Origin of the sequence: Streptomyces inhibens, from assembly GCF_022221585.1 — a bacterium.
GTDB lineage: Bacteria > Actinomycetota > Actinomycetes > Streptomycetales > Streptomycetaceae > Streptomyces > Streptomyces inhibens.
Genome location: NZ_CP084681.1, coordinates 8,159,180 through 8,179,541 on the forward strand (window position 1 = coordinate 8,159,180; position 20,362 = coordinate 8,179,541).

Here is a 20,362-nt window from a genome sequence, read left to right on the forward strand (position 1 = left end):
GCCGGATACGATCGGCGGTCTGATGTCAGCAACTCTCGTCGCCAAAGACCTCGCCGCCGGCCACGGCGAGCGCGTCCTGTTCTCCGGTCTCGATCTGGTCGTCGCCCCCGGCGATGTGATCGGCCTCGTCGGCGCCAACGGAGCGGGCAAGTCCACGCTGCTGCGCCTGCTGGCCGGCCTGGACACCCCCGAGGACGGCAAGCTCGCGCTCAGCCCGCCCACCGCCACCGTCGGCCACCTCCCACAGGAGCCCGACCGCCGCCCCGGGGAGACCGTGCGGGCCTTCCTCGCCCGCCGTACGGGCGTGGCCGATGCCCAGCTCGCCCTGGACGCCGCCACCCAGGCGCTGGTCGAGGAGCGTCCCGGCGCGGACGACGCCTACGCCACGGCCCTGGAGCGCTGGCTCGCGCTGGGCGCCGCCGACCTGGACGAGCGTGCCGAGGAGACCGCCGCCCAGCTCGGCCTCTCGGTCGGCCTCGACCAGCCGATGACGACGCTGTCCGGCGGCCAGGCCGCCCGCGCCTCGCTCGCCTCGCTCCTGCTCTCCCGTTACGACATCTTTCTGCTCGACGAGCCGACCAACGACCTCGACCTGGACGGCCTCGAACGGCTGGAATCCTTCGTCACCGGGCTGCGCGCCGCCACCGTCCTGGTCAGCCACGACCGAGAGTTCCTGACCCGTACGGTCAACCGCGTCGTCGAACTCGACCTCGCCCAGCAGCAGGTCAACACCTACGGCGGCGGCTACACCTCCTACCTGGAGGAGCGCGAGCGGGCCCGGCGCCATGCGCGTGAGCAGTACGACGAGTACGCCGACACCAAGGCCGCCCTGGAGACCCGCGCGCACACCCAGCGCAACTGGATGGAGAAGGGCGTCAAGAACGCCCGCCGCAAGGCCCCCGACAACGACAAGATCGGCCGCAAGGGCCGGGTGGAGGCCACCGAGAAGCAGGCCGCCAAGGCCAAGCAGACCCAGCGCCTGATCGAGCGGCTCGATGTCGTCGAGGAGCCGCGCAAGGAGTGGGAGCTGCGGATGGAGATCGCCGCCGCGCCGCGGGCCGGCGCCGTCGTGGCCACCCTCCGCGGCGCCGGGGTCCGCCGCGGCGACTTCTCCTTCGGCCCGGTGGACCTGCAGATCGACTGGGCGGACCGGGTCGCCATCACCGGCCCCAACGGCTCCGGCAAGTCCACCCTGCTCGCCGCCCTCCTCGGCCGGCTCCCGCTGGACGCCGGACAGGCCTCGCTCGGCCCCGGTGTGGTCGTCGGCGAGGTCGACCAGGCGCGCGGACTGTTCGTGGGTGACGAGCCGCTGATGGACGCCTTCCGGGCCTCCGTCCCGGATCTGCCGCCCGCCGAAGTCCGCACCCTGCTCGCGAAGTTCGGCCTGAAGGCGGCGCATGTGCTGCGCCCGGCGCACACGCTCTCGCCGGGGGAGCGGACCCGTGCCGCGCTGGCCCTCCTCCAGGGCAGCGGGGTCAACCTCCTCGTCCTGGACGAGCCGACCAACCATCTGGACCTGCCGGCCATCGAACAGCTGGAGTCCGCGCTCGCGTCGTACCCGGGCACCCTGCTGCTGGTCACGCACGACCGCCGGATGCTGGACGCGGTGCACACCACACGCCGCATCGAGGTCGACGGCGGACGGATCGCGGACCGGGCGGTGTGAACCCGTGCGCGGCGCCTCCGGGCGTCCGTGCTGATTATCGATTTGGTCCTGGGGCCGGCGACCCGTACTGTTGGGACAACCGACGCGGGGTGGAGCAGCTCGGTAGCTCGCTGGGCTCATAACCCAGAGGTCGCAGGTTCAAATCCTGTCCCCGCTACTGAATACAGAACAGCAGGTCCGGTGCTCAGGCACCGGGCCTGCTGTTCTGTATGCCCGGCGCCGCGCGGCCGCCGGCCCACTCTGACCTGCCGTTTCCTCTGATACCGGGTATACCGGGACGTAAAGATCGGGACGAAAGACCGGGACGAGGAGGCGGCGATGTTCGGCAGGTCCAGATCCCCTGAGCGCGACCGGCCGGCCGAGCAGCTGGGCCGCAGTTTCGGCCGGCTCGCGGTGCTCGGCGTCGTCCTGGTCGTCGCCGGGCTGCTCGGCCTGGTCTACGTCGGTGTGGCGACGCTCACCACGATGCTGCTCTTCGGCTGGCTGCTGCTGGTCGGCGGCGTGGTCGGGCTGCTGCACGCCGTCCAGTCCCGTGGCTCGAACTTCTTCTGGCTCGCGGTGATCGTCGCGGCGCTGAACATCGCGGCGGGCGTGGTGGTGATCTGCCGGCCGGAGGTCTCGGCCGCCGCGCTGACCATGTTCGCCGCCCTGCTCTTCCTGGCCGGCGGTGTCTTCCGCCTGGTGGGCGGGGTGGTGGTGCGGGGGCCGCAGTTCGGCTGGACGCTGGTGCAGGGCGCCTTCGGCATCCTGCTGGGCGTCCTGGTGCTCGCCGACTGGCCGCACAGCAGCCTGTACGTCATCGGCTGCTTCTTCTCGCTGGCGCTGCTCTTCGACGGGCTCGGCCTGTTCGCGATGGGGATCGGCGGCCGACGGATCGTCGGCATGGTCGAAGAGGGCAGGATGGCCGGATCCGATTCCCCGCCGGGCGGTCCCGATGGCTCGGATCGTACGGCGGCCACTCCGGGCGGTCCTTGAACGAGGACCAAAAGGAGCAGGACTGGTCGCCGGGCCGATCGAATCACTCGGAATCGGTCATAAGGCGTCGATAGGCGCTGACTTGTGTTCAGCGGGCCGGTCCGGACCAACACATTCTCAACACTCTTCCTGTGAGGATGCCTTCAGGACCCCCCGCTGAACCCCCCGAAGAGCTGACCTCCCCGCTCGCGTACGAAGGTGTCTGGCGGTTCACCGCCCCGGCACTGGAGGCCTCGGTGCCGCAGGCACGCCACGCGGTCCGGGATCTGCTCGACGAACAGCGTGTGCCCGTCGCCGCCGACATCATGGACGGCCTGCTGCTCATCGTCTCCGAACTCGTCACCAACGCCGTCCAGCACGCAGCCCTGCTCTCGCCCCAGATCGCCGTACAGGTCACCATCGGGCCGAACTGGCTACGCGTCGCCGTCGAGGACAACCACCCCTACCGCCCCAAGGCATTGGAGGCGGAGGAGGGCGATGTCGGCGGCCGTGGCCTGTGGCTGGTCAAATCACTCACCGCCGAGGTGGGTGGCAAGTGCGACGTCGAGCACATGGTGAACGGTGGCAAGGCCATCTGGGCCGAGCTTCCGCTCACCCCGCTCGCTACCAGCCCGCCGAGTGTCCTGTGAGCTCGCGCACCGCCGGCCGGGCCGCGTCCAGCACGGTCATGAACCACGCGGAGAACGGCGCCTCGGCATGCCGCTCGGCCAGCTCCTCCGGCGTCACGAAGGCGATCTCGCCGACCTCCTCCGGGTCGGGCGCCGGCTCTGCCCGCACCAGCCCGACGAACAGGTGGTTGTACTCCTGCTCCACGAGGCCGGAGGCCGGGTCGGGATGGTTGTAGCGCACCGTGCCCGCCTCGGCCATCAGCGTCGGCGCCAGGCCCAGCTCCTCCGCGGTCCGGCGGGCCGCGGCCACGAACGGCGCCTCGCCGGGATACGGGTGGCCGCAGCAGGTGTTGGACCAGACACCGGGGGAGTGGTACTTCCCCAGGGCCCGGCGCTGGAGCAGCAGCCGGCCCTTTTCGTCGAAGAGAAAGACCGAAAACGCCCGGTGCAGCCGGCCGGGGGGCTGGTGCGCAGTGAGCTTCTCCGCGGTGCCGATCGTCGTACCGTCCTCGTCGACCAGCTCGAGCATGATCGGTTCGGCGGCGTCGCCCGGTGTGCTCACCGCCGCGTCCCCGGCGGTCTGTCCGTTGGCAGGTGTGATCGGCATGCCCATCCTTGTCGTCGGTCTTCGACGCCAAGTCTGCCCTAGCCAGGTCCGCATCACCGGCAGACCGGGTGCGCGGCGCAACACCGGCCGCGTGCCGGCCACCGAGTGCGCCGGCCGTGAGATGGTCCACATCCGCCTGCCGGCCCGCCGTCGCCGAGGCGGCCGGTGCCGCGCGGTCCGCCGGCGGTGGCGCGCAGCGGCGATCACCCCCGGACCTGGGATGGCTCTCGCCACACCCGCCCTGGCACAAGCCGCCCGCCCTGTGACCAGCCCTCTCATAACCGGCACCGGATCGGAGGTCCGGGCCGCAGGCCAGTTGTTCATGCGCCACCCGATCCACCATGATGATCGCGGCAGGCGCAGCCGACGGTCACTCGATCGTGCGGTGAATGCGCGGTGAACGGCCGCATCCGGCGATCCGATAGCCTCTGCCGACGTGCCACCCAGCCCTCCGGGGGCGAGGTGTGCCACGCCCACTGCCCGGGTAGTCCGTATCGAATGCGGACCGACCGGCGCTGCCTTGTCAGCATCCAAGGAGTGAGTTCGTCTGTCGACCGCCATCCTCACCGGTCCGCCGGTCGCCGGGTCGCCGCTCGAAGCCGACCTGCGCACGCTGGGCTTTGACGTTCGTACGGCGAACGATCCCGCGTCCGCCGCCGAGCTGATCGCCGCGGTGCCCGCACAGGAGCGGGTCGCCGTCGTCGACCCCCGCTTCGTCGGCCATCAGCACGCCCTGCGGCTGGCACTGACCGACCCCCGCTTCCCGGCCGCGGCCGTGCCGGGCGCGCTCACCGCGCAGCCCGAGGCCCGCGCCGCGCTGGCCCGCGCGGTCGGCAGGATCCCGGTCGGCGCCGGCACCGCCCACCTGACGGACGTCCTCACCGACACTCTCACCGAGTCCCTGGACCGCGACGGCATCGGCCTGCACCGCGTCGAGCTGGGCAGTCTGGTCGCCACCGTGGCGCTCACCCCCGCTCAGCGCGAGGACGCCCGGGAGGCCGTGGCGGCCGTCGACGACGAGGCCGTACGGCTGCGCACCGCCGTGAAGTCCCGGGACGGGTTCTTCACGACCTTCTGCATCAGCCCGTACTCCCGCTACCTCGCCCGCTGGTGCGCGCGCCGCGGGCTCACCCCCAACCAGGTCACCACCGCGTCCCTGCTGACCGCGCTGATCGCGGCCGGCTGCGCGGCCACCGGAACCCGCGGCGGCTTCGTCGCCGCCGGCGTCCTGCTGCTCTTCTCCTTCGTCCTGGACTGCACCGACGGGCAGCTCGCCCGCTACTCGCTGCAGTACTCGACGATGGGCGCCTGGCTGGACGCCACCTTCGACCGGGCCAAGGAGTACGCGTACTACGCGGGACTCGCCCTGGGCGCGGCCCGTGGCGGCGATGACGTCTGGGCGCTGGCGCTCGGCGCGATGGTGCTGCAGACCTGCCGCCATGTCGTCGACTTCTCCTTCAACGAGGCGAATCACGACGCGGCAGCCAACACCAGCCCGACCGCGGCGCTCTCCGACAAGCTCGACAGCGTCGGCTGGACGGTCTGGGTGCGCCGCATGATCGTGCTGCCCATCGGCGAACGCTGGGCCATGATCGCGGTGCTCACCGCGCTCACCACTCCGCGCATCGTCTTCTACGCCCTGCTCATCGGCTGTGCGTTGGCCGCCTGCTACACCACGGCCGGCCGGGTGCTGCGCTCGCTGACCCGCCGGGCCCGGCGCACCGACCGCGCCGCCCGGGCGCTGGCAGACCTCGCCGACTCCGGCCCGCTCGCCGAGCTGATCGCCGGCAGCGCGCGCGGCCGCGGCCGCACCGGTTCGTTCCTCGCCCCCGTTATGGCGTTTCTCTCGGCCGCGGTGCTGCTGGTCTGGGTGATCTCCGAGGACGACCCCACGTCCTGGCTGACCGTCGGTGTCGCCGTCTGCTCGGCGCTGCTGGCCGGCGCGGCCGTGGCACGGCCGCTCAAGGGCGCCCTCGACTGGCTCGTACCGCCCTTCTTCCGGGCCGGCGAATACACCACGATCCTGGTCCTGGCGGCCCGGTCGGATGCGCCCGGTGCGCTGCCCGCGGCGTTCGGGCTGGTCGCGGCCGTCGCCTACCATCACTACGACACGGTCTACCGCATCCGCGGTGGCACCGGAGCCCCGCCCCGGTGGCTGGTCCGGGCGACCGGCGGACATGAGGGACGGATCCTCGTGATCACCGTCCTCGCCGCCGCGCTGTCCCCCTCAGGTTTCACAATCGCGCTGACGGCCCTTGCTGTGGTCCTGGCGCTGCTGGTGCTCATCGAGAGCATCCGTTTCTGGGTGTCCTCCCAAGCACCCGCCGTACACGATGAAGGAGAACCCGCATGATCGGCCTCGTGCTGGCTGCCGGCGCCGGACGGCGTCTGCGCCCCTACACCGACACCCTGCCCAAGGCCCTGGTGCCGGTCGACGGGGACACCACCATCCTCGACCTGACCCTCGGCAACTTCGCCGAGATCGGCCTGACCGAGGTCGCGATCATCGTCGGCTACCGCAAGGAAGCCGTCTACGAGCGCAAGGAGGCCCTGGAGCAGAAGTACGGCCTCAAGCTCACCCTCATCGACAACGACAAGGCCGAGGAGTGGAACAACGCCTACTCTCTGTGGTGCGGCCGTGACTCCATCAAGCACGATGTGATCCTCGCCAACGGCGACACCGTGCACCCGGTCTCCGTCGAGAAGACCCTGCTCGCCGCCCGCGGCAACGGCCAGAAGATCATCCTCGCCCTCGACACGGTCAAGCAGCTGGCCGACGAGGAGATGAAGGTCATCGTGGACCCCGAGAAGGGCGTTCAGCGCATCACCAAGCTGATGGACCCGGCCGAGGCCACCGGCGAGTACATCGGCGTCACCCTCATCGAGGGCTCCGCCGCCGAGGAGCTCGCCGACGCGCTCAAGACCACCTTCGAGCGGGACCCCGACCTCTACTACGAGGACGGCTACCAGGAGCTCGTCAACCGCGGCTTCAAGGTGGACGTGGCCCCGATCGGCGACGTCAAGTGGGTCGAGATCGACAACCACGACGACCTCGCGAAGGGCCGTGACATCGCATGCCAGTACTGACCCGCCTCATTCCGTCCCCGGTCGTCGTCGACATCAACGCCGGCGCCCTGGACGACCTGGCGGGCCTGCTGGCCGATCAGCGCATCTCCGCGTCCGGCAAGCTCGCCATCGCGATCAGCGGCGGCTCGGGGGCGCGGCTGCGCGAGCGGCTCTCGCCCGCGCTGCCCGGCGCCGAGTGGTACGAGGTCGGCGGCGGCACCCTGGACGACGCGATCAAGCTCGCCGACGCCATGAAGAAGGGGCACTACGACGCGGTCGTGGGCCTCGGCGGCGGCAAGATCATCGACTGCGCCAAGTTCGCCGCGGCGCGGATCGGTCTGCCGCTGGTCGCCGTCGCGACGAACCTGTCGCACGACGGACTGTGCTCGCCGGTCGCCACCCTCGACAACGACGCCGGCCGTGGCTCCTACGGTGTGCCGAACCCGATCGCCGTGGTGATCGACCTCGACATCATCCGTGAGGCCCCGGTCCGGTTCGTCCGCTCCGGCATCGGCGACGCGATCTCCAACATCTCCGCGGTCGCGGACTGGGAGCTCTCGCACCGAGAGACCGGGGAGAACATCGACGGGCTGGCGGCCGCCATGGCGCGCCAGGCCGGCGAGGCCGTGCTGCGCCACCCCGGTGGCGTCGGCGACGACAACTTCCTCCAGGTGCTGGCCGAGGGCCTGGTCCTCACCGGCATCTCGATGTCGGTCGCGGGCGACAGCCGGCCGGCCTCCGGCGCCTGCCACGAGATCAATCACGCCTTCGACCTCCTCTTCCCCAAGCGGGCGGCGAGCCATGGCGAGCAGTGCGGCCTGGGTGCCGCGTTCGCCACGCATCTGCGCGGGGACAAGGAGACCCGCGACCTGATGGTCGAGGTGCTGCGCCGGCACGGCCTGCCGGTCACGCCGGGTGAGATCGGTTTCACCGACGAGGAGTTCGTCCAGGCCGTCGAGTACGCACCCAAGACCCGACCCGGGCGCTACACGATCCTGGAGCACCTGGACCTGTCCACCGACCAGATCAGGGACGCTTACGCCGACTATGCACAAGCCGTCAGTAGCTGAACTCCGCCCGGTCGTGCACCCCGAGGGTGTCAAGGACCGGCGCAGCGGTGAGCACTGGGCCGGTCGCCTCTACATGCGCGAGATCTCCTTGCGCATCGACCGGCACCTGGTGAACACGCGGGTCACGCCCAACCAGCTGACCTACCTGATGACCGTCTTCGGCGTCCTCGCCGCCCCGGCCCTGCTGGTGCCGGGGATCACGGGCGCCGTGCTCGGCGTGCTGATGGTCCAGCTGTACCTGCTGCTCGACTGTGTCGACGGCGAGATCGCCCGCTGGAAGAAGCAGTTCTCGCTCGGCGGGGTGTACCTGGACCGGGTCGGCGCCTACCTGTGCGACGCCGCGGTCCTGGTCGGCTTCGGCCTGCGCGCCGCCGACCTGTGGGGCTCCGGGCGGATCGACTGGCTGTGGGCCTTCCTCGGCACCCTCGCCGCCCTCGGCGCCATCCTGATCAAGGCCGAGACCGACCTCGTCGGCGTCGCCCGTCACCAGGGCGGGCTGCCGCCGGTCAAGGAGGCGGCGTCCGAGCCGCGGTCGTCCGGAATGGCGCTGGCCCGCAAGGCCGCCGCGGCGCTGAAGTTCCACCGGCTCGTCCTCGGGATCGAGGCGTCCCTGCTGATCCTGGTCCTGGCGGTCCTGGACACGATCAGGGGCGACCTGTTCTTCTCACGTCTCGGCGTCGCCGTGCTCGCCGGCATCGCGATCGTCCAGACGCTGCTCCACCTCGTGTCCATCCTGGCCTCGAGCAGGCTCAAGTGACGGGGGCACCCCGTATGCGCCTCGGTGCGGTTGTCCTGACCATGGGCAACCGCCCCGAGGAGCTGCGTGCGCTGCTGGACTCGGTCGCCAAGCAGGAGGGCGACCCGATCGAGATCGCGGTGGTCGGCAACGGTTCGCCGCTGCCCGAGCTCCCCGAGGGCGTACGGACCGTCGAGCTGCCGGAGAACGTCGGCATCCCGGCCGGCCGCAATGTCGGCATCGAGGCCTTCGGGCCCGGCGGCAGCGACGTCGACGTCCTGCTCTTCCTGGACGACGACGGTCTGCTGGCCAAGGAGGACACCGCCGAGCTGTGCCGGCAGGCGTTCGCCGCGGACCCCGAGCTCGGCATCATCAGCTTCCGGATCGCCGACCCGGACACCGGCGAGACCCAGCGCCGGCACGTACCCAGGCTGCGCGCCTCGGACCCGATGCGCTCCTCGCGGGTGACCACCTTCCTCGGCGGCGCGAACGCGGTCCGTACGAAGGTCTTCGAGGAGGTCGGCGGGCTGCCCGACGACTTCTTCTACGCCCATGAGGAGACCGACCTGGCCTGGCGGGCGCTGGATGCGGGCTGGCTGATCGACTACCGGTCGGACATGGTCCTGTTCCACCCGACGACGGCCCCGGCCCGGCACGCGGTCTACCACCGGATGGTGGCCCGCAACCGTGTCTGGCTGGCCCGACGCAACCTTCCCGCCCTGCTGGTTCCGGTCTATCTCGGTGTCTGGTTTCTGCTCACCCTCGCCCGCCGGCCGTCGCGGCCGGCGCTGCGGGCGTGGCTGGGCGGCTTCAAGGAGGGCTGGGTCTCCCCGTGCGGTCCCAGGCGCCCCATGAAGTGGGCTACCGTTTGGCGACTGACCCGACTGGGCCGCCCTCCCGTCATCTGACAAGCTCGTATCTGAGAGCATCAGGCGCGAACCGGGGCGTGGCCCCGGCAGCGCACCTTGAGGACGAAAGTGTCAACTGTGAGCGAGACCACGCACGACAGTGCGGTCGCCATGAGTGCCCCGCCATCTTCCGACGAAGGGCTCACTCCTGCCCAGCGGGCCCAGAAGTACGGGCTCTCGCAGAGCGGGGCCCGTCCCGGCCTTGCGGAGTACGTCCGGCAGCTGTGGGACCGGCGGCATTTCATCTCCGCCTTCGCCAGCGCCAAGCTGACGGCGCAGTACAGCCAGGCCAAGCTGGGGCAGGTCTGGCAGGTGGCGACGCCACTGCTGAACGCGCTCGTGTACTACTTGATCTTCGGTCTGCTGATCGGCACGAGGAAGGGCGTCCCCGACTTCGTCCCCTTCCTGGTGACCGGCGTCTTCATCTTCACCTTCACCCAGAGCTCGGTGATGGCCGGTACGCGGGCGATCTCGGGCAACCTCGGTCTGGTGCGTGCGCTGCACTTCCCGCGCGCCTGTCTGCCGATCTCGTTCTGCCTGATGCAGCTCCAGCAGCTGCTGTTCTCCATGGGCGTGCTGATGCTGATCCTGCTCGGCTTCGGGCAGATGCCGACCTGGTCGTGGCTGCTGGTGTTCCCGGCGCTGGTGCTGCAGTTCGTGTTCAACACCGGCCTGGCGATGGTCATGGCCCGGCTGGGCAGCAAGACGCCGGACCTGGCGCAGCTGATGCCGTTCATCATGCGTACGTGGATGTATGCGTCCGGCGTGATGTTCAGCATCGACCTGATCCTCAAGGGCAAGCACGTCCCCGCGTTCGTCGAGGTCCTGCTCAACGCCAACCCGGCCGCCGTCTACATCGACCTGATGCGCTTCGCGCTGATCGACAGCTTCACGGCGGACAAGCTGCCCCCGCATGTGTGGGCGTTCGCGGGTGGCTGGGCGCTGCTGATGGGCGTCGTCGGCTTTGTGTACTTCTGGAAGGCTGAGGAGCGGTACGGACGTGGCTGAGCAGAAGAACGGCGTCCAGCCGACGCAGGCGGCCGAGGCCCGGATCCCCACCGTGATCGCGGACGATCTGCACATCGTCTACCGCGTCTACGGCACAGGAGCGGGCAGGGGCAGCGCCACCGCCGCCCTCAACCGCATCATCCGCCGCAAGCCCTCGTCGGGCGTACGCGAGGTGCACGCGGTCAAGGGTGTCTCCTTCACCGCGTACCGCGGCGAGTCCATCGGTCTGATCGGCTCCAACGGCTCCGGCAAGTCGACGCTGCTCAAGGCGGTCGCCGGCCTGCTCCCCGCCGAGCGCGGCAAGGTCTACACGCACGGCCAGCCCTCGCTGCTGGGCGTCAACGCGGCCCTGATGAACGACCTGACCGGCGAGAAGAACGTCATCCTCGGCGGGCTGGCGATGGGCATGTCCCGCGACCAGGTCCGCGAGCGCTACGACAGCATCGTCGACTTCTCCGGCATCAACGAGAAGGGCGACTTCATCTCGCTGCCGATGCGCACGTACTCCTCCGGCATGGCGGCCCGGCTGCGGTTCTCCATCGCCGCGGCCAAGGACCACGACGTGCTGATGATCGACGAGGCGCTGGCCACCGGTGACCGCAGCTTCCAGAAGCGCTCCGAGGCCCGCATCCGCGAACTGCGCAAGGAAGCCGGCACGGTCTTCCTGGTCAGCCACAACAACAAGTCGATCCGGGACACCTGCGACCGGGTCCTGTGGCTGGAGCGCGGCGAGCTGCTGATGGACGGCCCGACGGACGAAGTGATCAAGGCGTACGAGAAGGAGACGGGCAAGTAGCCCCTCCCGCATCCGAAGCCTCCGCGGGTCCGCCTCGCGGAGGCTTTCGATGGTTGAGAGATGGTCAACTCCGCTGGGTCCGGGGACAGTTCGGAATCGGTGGATGTTGACCGGTCCGTTGTCCCGGGCTTCGGTACCCGCTCGGACGGGGGCGAGACGTACGGCGTAAGCTGTACGGGTATCGAACGGCACAAGTGGCATAAGTCGGGCAATGCTCATCCAGGCGGGCGATGTGGGCTCGATCGGGGCGCGCCGCCAGCTGCGGCGTGTCCGAAATAGGATGTTTTAGCTTGGCGGTGTAGAACGGGAGACGTGACGGCAATGGCTACTGGTTCGCTCCGGCACCGAAATGCGCCGGGCAGCCCCCGGTGAGCCGAGACAACGAGCGGGCGCGCCGCGCCTTCCTCGGAAGGGTGGCGGCAGGTGACGGGCGGGAGCAGACGCGCACCGTGCTCGACCAGGCCGCACACGAGAACTTCCCGGTCGCGCCGTTCTTCCTGCCCCGCGCCTGGCGTACCGATCTGATGGCTGTCTACGGCTTCGCCCGGCTCGTCGACGACATCGGCGACGGCGATCTCGCGCCGGGCGGCGGCGATGCCGTACTCCTCGGACTGGACCGCGCACAAGCCGATAACAGGCCCGCGCTGCTGGACGCACTGGAAGCGGACCTGCACCGCGTCTTCGGCGACCGCGCCCCCGGCCCCGGCCACCCGCTCATGCGCCGCCTCGGCCCGACCGTCCGCCGCTGCGCGCTGACCCCCGAACCGTTCCTCCGCCTGATCGAAGCCAACCGCCAGGACCAGCGGGTGAGCCGCTACGGCACCTACGACGACCTGGTGGCCTACTGCGAGCTGTCCGCCAACCCCGTCGGCCGGCTCGTCCTCGGCATCACCGGCACCGCGAGCCCCGAGCGCATCCGCCGCTCGGACGCGGTCTGCACCGCCCTGCAGATCATCGAACACCTCCAGGACGTGGCCGAGGATCTCGGGCGCGACCGCATCTACCTCCCCGCCGAGGACATGAAACGCTTCGGCGTCACAGAGGCCGATCTGGCCGCGCCGAGCGGGGGCGCATCGGTGCGCGCACTGATCGCATACGAGGCGGAACGCGCCTGTGAGCTGCTGAATGAAGGCACCCCGCTGGTGGGTAGCGTCCACGGCAGACTCAAGCTGCTGCTGGCCGGTTTTGTGGCCGGCGGGCGCGCCGCACTCCAGGCGGTCGCGGCCGCCGATCACGACGTACTCCCTGGACCGCCCAAACCGACCAAGCTCAGCCTGCTGCGCGCGGTGACGGCGACATTGCGAAGAGAGGGGTGAGTCGGACCGTGGAGGCAACTGCACACGCGTCCGCGCCGGTGCTCGCTGCGTATCGCTACTGCGAGGCCATCACCGGGCAGCAGGCACGCAACTTCGCTTATGGCATCCGGCTGCTGCCGACCGACAAGCGGCAGGCCATGTCGGCGCTCTACGCCTTCTCGCGCCGGGTCGACGACATCGGCGACGGCAATCTGGCGCCCACCGCCAAACAACAGCGCCTGGAGGACACCCGGGCGCTGCTGGCCCGTATCAAGGACGGCCGGATCGCCGAGGACGACACCGACCCGGTGGCCGTCGCGCTGTCCGACGCCGCCCGCCGCTTCCCGCTCCCGCTGGGCGGTCTCGACGAGCTGATCGACGGCGTGCTGATGGATGTGCGCGGCGAGAACTACGAGACCTGGGACGAGCTGAAGGTCTACTGCCGCTGTGTCGCCGGGGCCATCGGCCGGCTCTCGCTGGGCGTGTTCGGCACCGTGCCGGGCGCGCAGGACGCCGAGCGTGCCTCCGAGTACGCCGACACCCTCGGGCTCGCCCTCCAACTGACCAACATTCTCAGGGACGTTCGGGAGGACGCCGGCAACGGCCGTACCTACCTTCCCGCCGAGGACCTCGCCAAATTCGGCTGCTCGGACGGCTTCGAGCGCCCGGTCCCGCAGCCCGGCTCCGACTTCACCGGCCTGGTCCACTTCGAGGTGAAGCGTGCCCGCGCGCTGTTCGCCGAGGGCTTCCGGCTGCTGCCGATGCTCGACCGGCGCAGCGGCGCCTGCGTGGCCGCGATGGCCGGTATCTACCACCGTCTGCTCACGCGGATCGCCGCCGACCCCGAGGCCGTGCTGCGCGGCCGGGTCTCGCTGCCGGGCCGGGAGAAGGCGTTCGTCGCGGTGCGCGGACTGTCCGGGCTCGACGCGCGGGCGATCGGCCGTCGGCAGGCCGTCAGGAGGCGCGGATGATGCGCCGGGCCACGAACGACAGCGGTGATCCCGCGTCAGTACGGCGGGCAACCCTCCCCTGGACGGCTGCGTCTCTCACAGGCGTACGGGGGGAGAGCACATGACATCGGGAGCCACGCGCCCCGAACGGCACCACGACCGGGCGGCCGGCCGTCCCGACGGGGCGGCCGCGGTGGTCATCGGTGGCGGTCTCGCGGGTACGACCGCGGCCCTCGCACTGGCCGACGCGGGGCTGCGGGTCACCCTCGTCGAGGGCCGCCCCCGCCTCGGCGGACTGGTCTTCTCCTTCCGTCGCGACTCCACCGCCGGTGAGCTGACCGTCGACAACGGCCAGCATGTCTATCTGCGCTGCTGCACCGCCTACAGCAAGCTGCTGGAGCGGATCGACGCCGCACATCTGGTGCCGCTGCAGGAGCGTATGGACGTCCCGGTCCTGGATGCCGACCGCTTGCGGCTCGGCCGGCTGCGCCGCACCGCGCTGCCCGTCCCGCTGCACCTCGCCCGCAGCCTCGCGCTCTACCCGCACCTCTCACCGGCCGAACGGGCCGCGGTCGTCCGCGCCACCCTCGCGCTCAAGGGCCTTGACCCGGCCGACCCCGCGCTGGACGAGATGGATTTCGGCAGCTGGCTGCGCCGATACGGCCAGTCGCCGCGTGCCGTCGAGGCGCTGTGGGACCTGGTGGGCATCGCCACCCTCAACGCCCGTGCCCAGGACGTCTCGATGGGCCTGGCCGCCAAGGTCTTCAAGACCGGGCTGCTGTCCGCCCCGGGCGCCGCCGACATCGGCTGGTCCCGCGTCCCGCTCGGCGAAGTCCACGACACCCTCGCCCGCACCGCCCTGGAGAAGGCCGGTGTGCGGATCGCCCTGCGTACCCGCGCCGGGGCCCTCGCACGCAAGGACGGCGGCTGGCAGGTCTCGGTGGACAACGGGCCGCACGGCAGCGAACAGCTCACCGCGGACACCGTCGTCCTCGCCGTACCGCAGCGCGAGACACACGCCCTGCTGCCCGAAGGCGCCCTCGACGGCAAGGACCGGCTGCTGGACATCGGCACCGCCCCGATCCTCAACCTCCATGTCGTCTACGACCGCAAGGTCCTGCGCCGCCCCTTCTTCGCCGCGGTCGGCTCCCCCGTGCAGTGGGTCTTCGACCGCACCGACGCCTCGGGGCTGACGCGCGTCGCCGGCAACGAGCACTGCCAGTATCTGGCCGTCTCGCAGTCCGCCGCGCAGGAGGAGATCGACCAGCCGGTCGCCAAGCTCCGCGCCCGCTATCTGCCCGAGCTGGAGCGGCTGCTGCCCGCCGCCCGGGGCGCCAGGATCCACGACTTCTTCGTCACCCGCGAGCGCACCGCGACCTTTGCGCCCGCCCCGGGCGTCGGCAGGCTCCGCCCCGCCGCCCGCACCCAAGCCCCCGGCCTGTTCCTGGCCGGTGCGTGGACCGCCACCGGGTGGCCCGCGACCATGGAAAGCGCTGTTCGCAGCGGCACTGCCGCCGCTCGCGAGGCACTCACCGAACTCGGCTTCCCCCAGGGCCAGTTGCCTCAGGAGGCGGCATGACTACGAGTACGAGCGCTCGCACGAGCACGAGCATCGGAAACAGAGGAGAAACCGTGAATCCGGCTTCCCCAGCTATCGACACCGAGAGCGTTACCGCGCTGCTGGAGCGCGGGCGGACGCTTGCGACTCCCGTGCTGCGTGCCGCCGTGGACCGGCTCGCTCCTCCGATGGACACCGTCGCCGCCTACCACTTCGGTTGGATCGACGCCGAGGGCCGCCCCTCCGCGGGCGACAGCGGCAAGGCCGTACGGCCCGCGCTCGCCCTGCTGTCGGCCGAGGCCGCCGGCGCGGCCCCCGAGGTCGGTATCCCCGGCGCGGTCGCCGTCGAGCTGGTGCACAACTTCTCGCTGCTGCACGACGACCTCATGGACGGCGACGAGCAGCGCCGGCACCGCGACACGGTGTGGAAGGTGCACGGCCCGGCGCAGGCCATCCTCGTCGGCGATGCGCTGTTCGCCCTCGCCAACGAAATACTGCTGGAGCTCGGCACGGTCGACGCCGGCCGCGCCACCCGCCGGCTGACCCTGGCCACCCGCAAGCTGATCGACGGCCAGGCCCAGGACATCTCCTACGAGCACCGCGAGCGGGTCACCGTCGAGGAGTGCCTGGAGATGGAGGGCAACAAGACGGGTGCCCTGCTGGCCTGCGCCGTCTCCATCGGTGCGGTTCTCGGCGGTGCCGACGACCGCACCGCGGACACCCTGGAGAAGTACGGCTACCACCTCGGCCTCGCCTTCCAGGCCGTCGACGACCTGCTCGGCATCTGGGGCGACCCGGACGCCACCGGCAAGCAGACCTGGAGCGATCTGCGTCAGCGCAAGAAGTCGCTGCCGGTCGTCGCCGCGCTGGCCGCGGGCGGCCCGGCCTCCGAGCGCCTCGCCGAGATCCTGGCGGCCGACGCGAAGAAGAGCGAGACCGAGATCGCCGACTTCACCGAGGAGGAGTTCGCCTCCCGCGCGGCGCTCATCGAGGAGGCCGGCGGCCGCGAGTGGACCTCCCAGGAGGCCCGCCGCCAGCACGCCACGGCCATCGCCGCGCTGGACGAGGTCGACATGCCGGAAAAGGTCCGCGGACAGCTCGTCGCGCTGGCGGACTTCGTCGTCGTACGAGAGAGATGATCACCTATCACCGAATAGATCGCAGTCGCCGGCCGGTGCCATCCGGGCGCCGGCCGACGGAATCCCTGAGCACGCTTTTCACAGTTCACTGCAGAAGGGGAAGCCATGACAGCGACGACCGACGGAAGCACCGGGGCGCTGCCGCCCCGGGCCCCCTCGGCCAGCGATGCCACCGCTGAGAAAACCGAAGCAACCCACAGCACCCGGACCGCGGTACGGCAGGACACGGCGGACGCCGCCCGCCGTGCCACCGCACGCGCCACCGACTACCTGCTGTCCGTCCAGGACCCCGCCGGATGGTGGAAGGGCGACCTCGACACCAACGTCACGATGGACGCCGAGGACCTGCTGCTCCGTCAGTTCCTGGGCATCCAGGACCCCGAGCTGACCCAAGCGGCGGCCCGCTACATCCGCGGCGAGCAGCGCACGGACGGCACCTGGGCCACCTTCTACGGCGGGCCCGGTGAACTCTCCACCACCATCGAAGCCTATGTCGCCCTCCGGCTCGCCGGGGACGCCCCGGACGCACCACACATGGCGACGGCCTCCGCCTGGATCCGCGAGCAGGGCGGAGTCGCCGCCGCCCGGGTCTTCACCCGCATCTGGCTGGCGCTCTTCGGCTGGTGGAAGTGGGACGACCTGCCCGAACTGCCCCCGGAACTCATCTACTTCCCCAAGTGGTTCCCGCTGGGCATCTACGCCTTCGGGTGCTGGGCGCGGCAGACGATAGTGCCACTGACCATCGTCTCGGCGAAGCGCCCGGTACGCCCCGCGCCGTTCGCCCTCGACGAGCTGCACACCGATCCGCGCAACCCCAACCCGCCGCGGCCGCTCGCCCCCGCCACGAGCTGGGACGGCGTCTTCCAGCGCCTGGACAAGGCGCTGCACGTCTACCACAAGGTCGCCCTCCGCAAGCTGCGCGGCGCCGCCATGCGCTCCGCCGCCCGCTGGATCATCGAGCGGCAGGAGAACGACGGCTGCTGGGGCGGCATCCAGCCGCCCGCCGTCTACTCCATCATCGCCCTGCACCTCCTCGGCTACGACCTCGACCACCCCGTGCTGCGCACCGGCCTCGCATCCCTGGACCGGTTCGCCGTATGGCGCGAGGACGGTCCCCCCGGGGCAGCCAGGGGGAGCGCCCCCACCCGGATGATCGAGGCCTGTCAGTCCCCGGTCTGGGACACCTGCCTGGCCACCATCGCGCTCGCCGATGCCGGACTTCCCGCCGACCACCCGCAGTTGGTCAAGGCCGTCGACTGGATGCTCGCCGAGCAGATCGACCGGCCCGGCGACTGGAGCGTGAAGCGGCCTCAACTCCCCTCCGGTGGCTGGGCGTTCGAGTTCGAGAACGACAATTACCCGGACATCGACGACACCGCTGAGGTGGTGCTCGCGCTGCGCCGGGTCAAGCACCCCGATCCGCAGCGGGTCGACGCCGCGGTGAGCCGCGCGGTGCGCTGGAACTTCGGTATGCAGTCGAAGAACGGGGCCTGGGGCGCGTTCGACGTCGACAACACCAGCCCGTTCCCCAACCGGCTGCCGTTCTGCGACTTCGGCGAGGTCATCGACCCGCCGTCGGCCGATGTCACCGCCCATGTCGTCGAGATGCTCGCCGACGTGGGGCGCACCCATGACCCGCGCACCCGCCGCGGGATCGCCTGGCTGCTGGCCGAACAGGAGCCCAGCGGCGCCTGGTTCGGCCGCTGGGGCACCAACTACGTCTACGGCACCGGCTCGGTGCTCCCCGCGCTCGCCGCGGCCGGTGTTCCCGGCTCGCACCCCGCGGTCCGCCGGGCCGTCGGCTGGCTGGGGCGGGTGCAGAACGAGGACGGCGGCTGGGGCGAGGACCAGCGCTCCTACCGGGACAAGGAGAAGTGGGCGGGGCGCGGCGCTTCGACCGCCTCGCAGACCGCATGGGCGCTGATGGCGCTGCTCGCGGCCGGTGAACGCGACAGTGCGGCGGTCCGGCGCGGAGTGCGCTGGCTAATCGACACCCAGCGCGAGGACGGCTCCTGGGACGAGCCGTACTTCACCGGTACGGGCTTCCCCTGGGACTTCTCCATCAACTACCACCTCTACCGTCAGGTCTTCCCGCTGACGGCCCTGGGCCGCTACGTCAACGGGGGACCGGCCTGCGCGCCGGTGGGGTCCTGATGTCGAGACGGCCCCCGCCGGACGCGGACCCGCCGCTGTTGGTCGCCTGTGCGCTGGGCATCGAGCGGTTCGCGCTGCGCGGTGGTGGCCGCGGTGAAAAGGTGGGGGGAGCCGGCCCGCGGCTGGTGACGCTGCGCACCGGCATGGGCCCCCAGGCGGCCGAACGCGCCCTGACCAAAGCGCTGGGTGAGGGCGCGGTCACCGCACGTTCCCCCGTCGTCGCCAGCGGCTTCTGCGCCGGCCTCGCCCCCGGGATGCAGCCCGGGGACGTGGTCGTCGCCGAGGCCACCCGCGGCCACGAGCCGGGCGCACCGGACGTGCGCTGCCGTGACAACGGCCCACTGCTCCAGGCCCTGCGGCAGCGCGGCCTGAGGGTGCACAGCGGCCTGCTGCGCGGCTCCGACCATGTCGTACGCGGTGCCGAGCGGGCCGAGCTGCACGCCGCCGGTGCGGTCGCGGTGGACATGGAATCCGCCGCCACGCTCCGTACGGCGATGCGCGCCGGCAGCCGTCCGGTTGCGGCCGTCCGAGTGGTCGTGGACGCTCCAGAACATGAACTCGTACGCATCGGCACCGTGCGCGGTGGAATATCAGCCTTCCGTGTGCTGCGCTCCGTCCTTCCTGTTTTCTACGAATGGCACCGTTCTTTGCTGCTCCCCAGGAGGTGAGCCAGATGGCCATGCCGCTCCGTCAGTCCATCCGGGTCGGGACCTATCTTTTTGAACAGAAGATGATTCGCCGGCGTGAGAAGTTCCCGCTCATCGTCGAACTGGAACCGCTCTTCGCCTGCAACCTGAAATGCGAGGGCTGCGGAAAGATCCAGCACCCCGCGGGGGTCCTCAAGCAGCGGATGCCGGTGGCGCAGGCGGTCGGCGCGGTGCTGGAGTCCGGTGCCCCGATGGTCTCCATCGCGGGCGGCGAGCCCTTGATGCACCCGCAGATCGACGAAATCGTGCGGCAGTTGGTGGCGAAGAGGAAGTACGTCTTCCTGTGCACCAACGCCATGCTGTTGCGCAAGAAGATCGAGAGCTTCAGCCCCTCGCCGTATTTCGCGTTCGCGGTGCACATCGACGGAATGCGTGAGCGGCACGACGAATCCGTCGCGAAGGAAGGCGTGTTCGACGAGGCGGTGGCGGCGATCAAGGAAGCCAAGCGGCGCGGTTTCCGGGTCACCACCAACTCCACCTTCTTCAACACCGACACCCCGCAGACCATCATCGAGGTCCTCAACTTCCTCAATGACGATCTGCAGGTCGACGAAATGATGCTGTCGCCCGCCTACGCCTACGAGAAGGCCCCCGACCAGGAGCACTTCCTGGGCGTCGAGCAGACCCGGGAGCTGTTCAAGAAGGCCTTCGCCGGCGGTAACCGGCGCCGCTGGCGGCTCAACCACAGCCCGCTCTTCCTGGACTTCCTGGAAGGCAAGGCGGACTTCCCGTGCACCGCCTGGGCGATTCCCAACTACTCGCTGTTCGGCTGGCAGCGCCCCTGCTACCTGATGAGCGACGGCTACGTCCCGACGTACCGCGAGCTCATCGAGGAGACCGACTGGGAGAAGTACGGCCGGGGCAAGGACCCGCGCTGCGCCAACTGCATGGCGCACTGCGGCTACGAGCCCACTGCCGTCCTCGCCACCATGGGCTCCCTCAAGGAATCCCTCAGAGCCGCCAGGGAGACCGTGGCGGGAAACCGCCCGTGACCTGATGAAGAGCGGTGAGCCTGCGCCATGGAGGCTCCCCGGCGCCCGGTCCGGCCCCTCTCGCGCCCTTGCCCGCGCGCGAGGCGGGCCGGGCCGGTCATCGTCAGCCGAACCATGTAGAGGCGGA

Annotated in this window: 18 protein-coding genes and 1 tRNA gene; 18 read left to right on the plus strand and 1 reads right to left on the minus strand. The window is 70.6% G+C overall.

Annotated features, from left to right (window positions below; translation table 11 throughout):
• Nucleotides 1-22 precede the first annotated feature (22 nt).
• The 4 genes from KI385_RS36595 to KI385_RS36610 all read left to right on the plus strand — a co-directional run bounded on the left by KI385_RS36595 (nt 23) and on the right by KI385_RS36610 (nt 3,270).
• Nucleotides 23-1,666: an ABC-F family ATP-binding cassette domain-containing protein gene (locus tag KI385_RS36595; RefSeq protein ID WP_238576326.1), complete on the plus strand. Its 1,644-nt coding sequence runs from the start codon at nt 23-25 to the stop codon at nt 1,664-1,666.
• A gap of 83 nt (nt 1,667-1,749) precedes the next feature.
• A tRNA-Met gene (locus KI385_RS36600) sits at nt 1,750-1,823 on the plus strand.
• A gap of 161 nt (nt 1,824-1,984) precedes the next feature.
• On the plus strand, nt 1,985-2,641 hold the full coding sequence (locus KI385_RS36605) for an HdeD family acid-resistance protein (RefSeq protein WP_238576327.1): 657 nt from the start codon (nt 1,985-1,987) through the stop codon (nt 2,639-2,641).
• Nucleotides 2,642-2,778: 137 nt separating this feature from the next.
• Complete coding sequence (locus KI385_RS36610) at nt 2,779-3,270, plus strand: ATP-binding protein (RefSeq protein ID WP_238576328.1); 492 nt, start codon at nt 2,779-2,781, stop codon at nt 3,268-3,270.
• Here the strand turns inward: KI385_RS36610 and idi are convergent.
• Entirely contained in the window at nt 3,245-3,856 is a 612-nt protein-coding gene (idi, locus tag KI385_RS36615; protein ID WP_238576329.1) for an isopentenyl-diphosphate Delta-isomerase, read from the minus strand. The two genes, KI385_RS36610 and idi, sit on opposite strands and share 26 nt — an antisense overlap.
• Nucleotides 3,857-4,403: 547 nt before the next feature.
• Between idi and KI385_RS36620 the strand changes: the two genes are divergently transcribed.
• From KI385_RS36620 to hpnH, 14 genes are all read left to right on the plus strand, one after another.
• Entirely contained in the window at nt 4,404-6,209 is a 1,806-nt protein-coding gene (locus KI385_RS36620; RefSeq protein ID WP_238578005.1) for a DUF5941 domain-containing protein, read from the plus strand.
• On the plus strand, nt 6,206-6,943 hold the full coding sequence (locus tag KI385_RS36625) for a phosphocholine cytidylyltransferase family protein (RefSeq protein WP_238576330.1): 738 nt from the start codon (nt 6,206-6,208) through the stop codon (nt 6,941-6,943). The genes KI385_RS36620 and KI385_RS36625 overlap by 4 nt, the downstream gene beginning before the upstream one ends.
• Complete coding sequence (locus KI385_RS36630) at nt 6,931-7,992, plus strand: iron-containing alcohol dehydrogenase family protein (protein WP_128509964.1); 1,062 nt, start codon at nt 6,931-6,933, stop codon at nt 7,990-7,992. The genes KI385_RS36625 and KI385_RS36630 overlap by 13 nt, the downstream gene beginning before the upstream one ends.
• Complete coding sequence (locus KI385_RS36635; protein ID WP_128509965.1) at nt 7,970-8,749, plus strand: CDP-alcohol phosphatidyltransferase family protein; 780 nt, start codon at nt 7,970-7,972, stop codon at nt 8,747-8,749. The genes KI385_RS36630 and KI385_RS36635 overlap by 23 nt, the downstream gene beginning before the upstream one ends.
• 14 nt (nt 8,750-8,763) lie before the next feature.
• Nucleotides 8,764-9,636, plus strand: coding sequence for a glycosyltransferase family 2 protein (locus KI385_RS36640; RefSeq protein ID WP_238578006.1), 873 nt, complete (start codon nt 8,764-8,766; stop codon nt 9,634-9,636).
• A 78-nt stretch (nt 9,637-9,714) separates the two neighbouring features.
• Complete coding sequence (locus KI385_RS36645) at nt 9,715-10,644, plus strand: ABC transporter permease (protein ID WP_238576331.1); 930 nt, start codon at nt 9,715-9,717, stop codon at nt 10,642-10,644.
• Nucleotides 10,637-11,440: an ABC transporter ATP-binding protein gene (locus tag KI385_RS36650; RefSeq protein WP_238576332.1), complete on the plus strand. Its 804-nt coding sequence runs from the start codon at nt 10,637-10,639 to the stop codon at nt 11,438-11,440. Before KI385_RS36645 ends, KI385_RS36650 begins: the two co-directional genes overlap by 8 nt.
• A gap of 449 nt (nt 11,441-11,889) precedes the next feature.
• A complete protein-coding gene (gene hpnC / locus KI385_RS36655) occupies nt 11,890-12,756 on the plus strand; it encodes a squalene synthase HpnC (RefSeq protein ID WP_238578007.1) in 867 nt (288 codons plus the stop codon).
• On the plus strand, nt 12,753-13,706 hold the full coding sequence (gene hpnD / locus KI385_RS36660) for a presqualene diphosphate synthase HpnD (RefSeq protein WP_425357017.1): 954 nt from the start codon (nt 12,753-12,755) through the stop codon (nt 13,704-13,706). The genes hpnC and hpnD overlap by 4 nt, the downstream gene beginning before the upstream one ends.
• A 100-nt stretch (nt 13,707-13,806) precedes the next feature.
• Nucleotides 13,807-15,264 carry a hydroxysqualene dehydroxylase HpnE gene (gene hpnE / locus KI385_RS36665; protein ID WP_425357018.1) on the plus strand — a complete coding sequence of 486 codons (1,458 nt, stop codon included), beginning with the start codon at nt 13,807-13,809 and terminating at the stop codon, nt 15,262-15,264.
• Nucleotides 15,261-16,382: a polyprenyl synthetase family protein gene (locus KI385_RS36670; RefSeq protein WP_425357019.1), complete on the plus strand. Its 1,122-nt coding sequence runs from the start codon at nt 15,261-15,263 to the stop codon at nt 16,380-16,382. The genes hpnE and KI385_RS36670 overlap by 4 nt, the downstream gene beginning before the upstream one ends.
• Before the next feature lie 105 nt (nt 16,383-16,487).
• Entirely contained in the window at nt 16,488-18,536 is a 2,049-nt protein-coding gene (gene shc, locus KI385_RS36675; RefSeq protein WP_238576335.1) for a squalene--hopene cyclase, read from the plus strand.
• Nucleotides 18,536-19,204 (plus strand): phosphorylase family protein, encoded by a 669-nt coding sequence (locus KI385_RS36680; protein WP_238576336.1) that lies wholly within the window; start codon nt 18,536-18,538, stop codon nt 19,202-19,204. The genes shc and KI385_RS36680 overlap by 1 nt, the downstream gene beginning before the upstream one ends.
• Before the next feature lie 5 nt (nt 19,205-19,209).
• Entirely contained in the window at nt 19,210-20,235 is a 1,026-nt protein-coding gene (hpnH, locus tag KI385_RS36685; protein ID WP_128502666.1) for an adenosyl-hopene transferase HpnH, read from the plus strand.
• Nucleotides 20,236-20,362 lie beyond the last annotated feature (127 nt).

What these genes read in the sequence shown, in the direction of transcription:
- KI385_RS36595 (WP_238576326.1), top strand. Translation starts at nt 23, where the DNA reads ATGTCAGCAACTCTCGTCGCCAAAGACCTCGCCGCCGGCCACGGCGAG.
- KI385_RS36605 (WP_238576327.1), top strand. Translation starts at nt 1,985, where the DNA reads ATGTTCGGCAGGTCCAGATCCCCTGAGCGCGACCGGCCGGCCGAGCAG.
- KI385_RS36610 (WP_238576328.1), top strand. Translation starts at nt 2,779, where the DNA reads ATGCCTTCAGGACCCCCCGCTGAACCCCCCGAAGAGCTGACCTCCCCG.
- idi (WP_238576329.1), bottom strand. Translation starts at nt 3,856, where the DNA reads ATGCCGATCACACCTGCCAACGGACAGACCGCCGGGGACGCGGCGGTG.
- KI385_RS36625 (WP_238576330.1), top strand. Translation starts at nt 6,206, where the DNA reads ATGATCGGCCTCGTGCTGGCTGCCGGCGCCGGACGGCGTCTGCGCCCC.
- KI385_RS36630 (WP_128509964.1), top strand. Translation starts at nt 6,931, where the DNA reads ATGCCAGTACTGACCCGCCTCATTCCGTCCCCGGTCGTCGTCGACATC.
- KI385_RS36635 (WP_128509965.1), top strand. Translation starts at nt 7,970, where the DNA reads ATGCACAAGCCGTCAGTAGCTGAACTCCGCCCGGTCGTGCACCCCGAG.
- KI385_RS36640 (WP_238578006.1), top strand. Translation starts at nt 8,764, where the DNA reads ATGCGCCTCGGTGCGGTTGTCCTGACCATGGGCAACCGCCCCGAGGAG.
- hpnE (WP_425357018.1), top strand. Translation starts at nt 13,807, where the DNA reads ATGACATCGGGAGCCACGCGCCCCGAACGGCACCACGACCGGGCGGCC.
- KI385_RS36670 (WP_425357019.1), top strand. Translation starts at nt 15,261, where the DNA reads ATGACTACGAGTACGAGCGCTCGCACGAGCACGAGCATCGGAAACAGA.
- shc (WP_238576335.1), top strand. Translation starts at nt 16,488, where the DNA reads ATGACAGCGACGACCGACGGAAGCACCGGGGCGCTGCCGCCCCGGGCC.
- KI385_RS36680 (WP_238576336.1), top strand. Translation starts at nt 18,536, where the DNA reads ATGTCGAGACGGCCCCCGCCGGACGCGGACCCGCCGCTGTTGGTCGCC.
- hpnH (WP_128502666.1), top strand. Translation starts at nt 19,210, where the DNA reads ATGGCCATGCCGCTCCGTCAGTCCATCCGGGTCGGGACCTATCTTTTT.